The organism is Archangium sp. (genome assembly GCF_036388035.1).
Lineage (GTDB): Bacteria > Myxococcota > Myxococcia > Myxococcales > Myxococcaceae > Archangium.
Genome location: NZ_DASVSO010000739.1, coordinates 1 through 3,511, shown reverse-complemented (window position 1 = coordinate 3,511; position 3,511 = coordinate 1). Strand labels below are relative to the sequence as shown.

Sequence of the window (3,511 nt, the reverse complement as noted above, 5' to 3'; positions counted from 1 at the left end):
GCTCCCGAGCGGGATGGTCAGAACCTGCGTCCGTTCGGCATAGCCGTCGTACGCGCTGTTGGTCGCGGTGGTCGTCGCATCGAGACCAAAGGAGTTGGCGGGCCACGTATACACCGTTGCCCCATCGGACACGCGAACGGCGCGCAGGCCCGCGGCTGGGGTCAAGGTCAGCGACGAGCCATTCGGGCAATTGAAATTCGTCAGGCCGAAGCGTGAGCTATCGACACCCGCGAACGGGAAGGGGGCGACTCCTTCACGCCACCGCGTGCGCACCGTCAGTTTGACGACTCCGTTGGCATCGATGGTGGCCCACATGTCCGAGCCACGGAAGTGGGACGCCTCGGCACGAAAAGCGAGGCCCACACATGCCATCAACGTTATCGCAAGAAGGTGATGGAGCCTGAGTCTTCCAAACATGATTTTCATTTAAAGCCAAGCAGACGCAGGGAAGCCTCATCTCATCGAGATGGGCCTCCGATACATAGGAGGGGGGTGAGCGTCAGCGACGCGCGGGCAGTTCGCGGAAGATGAACGAGCCAATGGGCCTGGAGGTTGCTATCGCAATCAAGCAGCCTCTCGGGGAGCTCTCTTGCTTATGCACAATCCACGAATGAGAACTCCATCGGACGCCACGGGCCGGGGTCGAACGTACAATCCCGTACATATCCTGACTGATCGAGAACCGCAACTGGCTGACCCAGAATTCACCGGGCGCCGGAGCGAAGGCGCCCGCGCCACATACTTCCCGCACTCTTGGTCGCACTCCATCTCCTGACGCGTCATGCGGCGCTCGCCGTCTTGGAGAGGTTCTTCCTATGCGCCTTGCTTGCGTCGACGGAGAAGCAGCAGGCCGGCCACCGTCACGAAGGCCAGGGCAGACACGGCGAGCGACGTGTGGATATTGGTCACGCTCCCCAGGAGCCCCACGGTCACGCCGCTGAACGCCCGCAGGCCCAAGGCCGACATGCTGAAGAGTCCCAGGACGCGGCCTCGGATGGTGTCCGGCGCATTCAGCTGCACGAGCGCCTGGGTCATGCTGCTGAAGGAGAGCTCGAGAAACCCGGCCAGGAACAGCACGACAATCGCCGCCGGGTACGAGCGCATGAACGAAAACGCGAAGAGCGCGCATCCCCAGAGCAATGCCATGCTCAACGCGGAAGATGGCGACGTCGGCAGCCATTTCCCGCGCGTCTCGAGCAGGATGCCCGCGAGCAGCGCACCGGCCGCATCCGCTCCCAGCAGGAGCGTATAGGCCATGCCGGGGTCTCCATGGCCCAGATCCTGGGCAAAGCCCGGCATCTGCGCATGGTAGCTGTTGCCGATGAAGAAGGACGCCGCCCCCGCCAGCAGCACCATGGCCGCGACCACGGGCATCCCGCGCACGTCGCGAAGGGTCTGGACGATGTCGGAGAAGCCCCGGACGGCACGCCTGGAGCCTGTCGCCACCCCACGAAAGTGCCGGCCATAGGGTGCCCTCATCAACCAGAGCAGGAGGGGCAGATAGAACAGCGTGTTGACGAAGATGCCTCCGGTAGGCCCGAGCGTCCGCATGATGATGCTGCCCACGCCGGGGCCCACCAGGACCCCGAGATAACGGGCCGTCGCGTTCAGGCGTACCGCGCTGGCCAAGGAGCCCGCGCCCACGATGTCGTAGAGCAACATCTGGCTGGAGGTGCTCCAGAGGACCCCCGCGCAGCCGTGGATCGTGAGCAGCACCATCGCGTGCCACACACGCAAGGAGTCCGTGACGAAGAAGTACCCCCAGCCCACCGAGGCGATGATGAAGAGCACCATCCCGGCCTGAATGAGGCGTCTGGAATCAAACCGGTCATTGAGCGCGCCCACCGGCACCGAGAACATCAGGAAGGGCAGCCAGTGGGACACCACCGCGAAGCCACCCAGCGCCGCCGAGTGGAACTTCTGGAACGCCACCCAGTAGCTGATCACGTGCTCGATGTTGTCGGCCATCATCGCCAACATGAACGTGATGAGAAAGGTCCGGTATCCGGGGGTGCGGAGCGCGCTCGAACCAGCAGGGGTGGAGGCCGCAGCGGAGGTCATGGTGGCTCAGCCCAGGCTTCGCGTGTCGCGAGCCGCCCCTTCGACCTCGGCGAAGAAGTCCTTCACCGCCTGAACGATCTGCCCGGGCTGGTCCATCGGCGCGGCGTGGCCCGAGTCCGTCACTACCTGGAGGCGAGCGTCCGCGAGGAGGTCGACATACGCCTGCTTCGCGGACAGCGGCGTGTAGTCGCGGTCGGAGGCGAGGACCAGGACCGGACAGGAGATCTCCTTCAACCGCTCGAGGACGCTCCAACCGATGAGCCCACGGGTCGCCCGTTGGTAGGCACCTGGCTCGTTGGAACCGATCGACTCCTCTACCCTCCTCCGGAGCTCCGCCTGCTCCGGCTTGGGAAAGAGTTTCGGTGCGAGCACTCTGGCCATTCCCCTCGGCCCGAGCGTCTTCAGCAGCAGCATCCGCGTGGCGAGCATGAGCCGCATGCGAAACGTCCGCGGCACCATGTCCGGCCCGCTGTTGATGATGGTCAGGCTGCGCACGAGCTCCGGCCGATCCACCGCGAGCTGAAAGCCAATCATGCCCCCCATCGAAAGCCCGACGACATGCACGCCGGTGAGGCCCAGGCTATCGCAAAAGGTGGCGATATCCCGAGCGAAGAGCGGCACCCCATAAGGCCCTTCCGGCTTGTCGCTGCGTCCGTGGCCTCGGACATCGGGGGCAATGACACGGTGGTGGGCCGCGAGCCCAGGCGCGACGAGTTCCCAATCTCGTCCCGAGGAGCCGAGCCCGTGGAGGAGCACTACAGGCGCGCCCGCACCGGACTCCTCGAAGTGCAGCGAGAGGCCATCAAGTCGAGTCGTGGGCATGGTCAGATCCTCCGCCGGCCCGTGGGTCCTTGGCAACTACACGAACGCCCTGGGCACCCGGAACTTCCAGCTCCGGGTCCCGACCGGGTATCAGCCGGGCCAGGCGCTCCGGCTGGTGGTGGGCCCGCGGCTGACCTCCTCGAAACGCTCTCATTTGGTGAGCCGAAATCGCCTGACACTCTTCCTATTGACCTTGGAATTCAGCTCTGTCATCTCTTTCTGACTCTTCGTACAGCCAGCTGCTTCATCTCCTCGGAAGGGTCAACATGAAGAATCTCATCACCATACTGGTGGTAGCCTTGGGCCTCCTGCTGCCAACGGCAGGCACCGCCTCCGTAGCCCGGTCGTCGGCGTCGCCCGAAGTGACCACCTCCACCGTCTCCATCCCCGTGCTGTGCTACCACGTCGTCTCCACCAATCCGAGCGGCCGGTACCAGCTCGCCCTGTCGAAGTTTCAGGAGCAGATGGCGTACCTCGCGAGCAACGGGTTCACGACGCTGTCGGCGGACGAGTACTACAGCATCATGACCCTCCAGACGCCGGCCCCGGCGAAGCCGATCCTGCTGACCTTCGACGACAGCACGGCCGACTTCGCGACCCACGTTGTTCCAGTCCTGAGGCAGTACGG

Annotated in this window: 4 protein-coding genes; 1 reads left to right on the top strand and 3 read right to left on the bottom strand. The window is 64.5% G+C overall.

All coding sequences use genetic code 11. The features are described 5' to 3' along the window. The 3 genes from VF697_RS30400 to VF697_RS30390 form a co-directional block, all read right to left on the bottom strand. Positions 1-315: hypothetical protein (locus tag VF697_RS30400; RefSeq protein ID WP_331100392.1), on the bottom strand; the 315-nt coding region annotated here is incomplete at its 3' end. 498 nt (positions 316-813) lie between these two features. After that, entirely contained in the window at positions 814-2,061 is a 1,248-nt protein-coding gene (locus VF697_RS30395; RefSeq protein WP_331100390.1) for an MFS transporter, read from the bottom strand. A 6-nt stretch (positions 2,062-2,067) separates the two neighbouring features. Beyond that, positions 2,068-2,883: an alpha/beta hydrolase gene (locus VF697_RS30390; protein WP_331100388.1), complete on the bottom strand. Its 816-nt coding sequence runs from the start codon at positions 2,881-2,883 to the stop codon at positions 2,068-2,070. Between the two features lie 266 nt (positions 2,884-3,149). Between VF697_RS30390 and VF697_RS30385 the strand changes: the two genes are divergently transcribed. Next, a partial coding sequence (locus VF697_RS30385) for a hypothetical protein (protein WP_331100386.1) occupies positions 3,150-3,511 on the top strand: 362 nt, incomplete at its 3' end.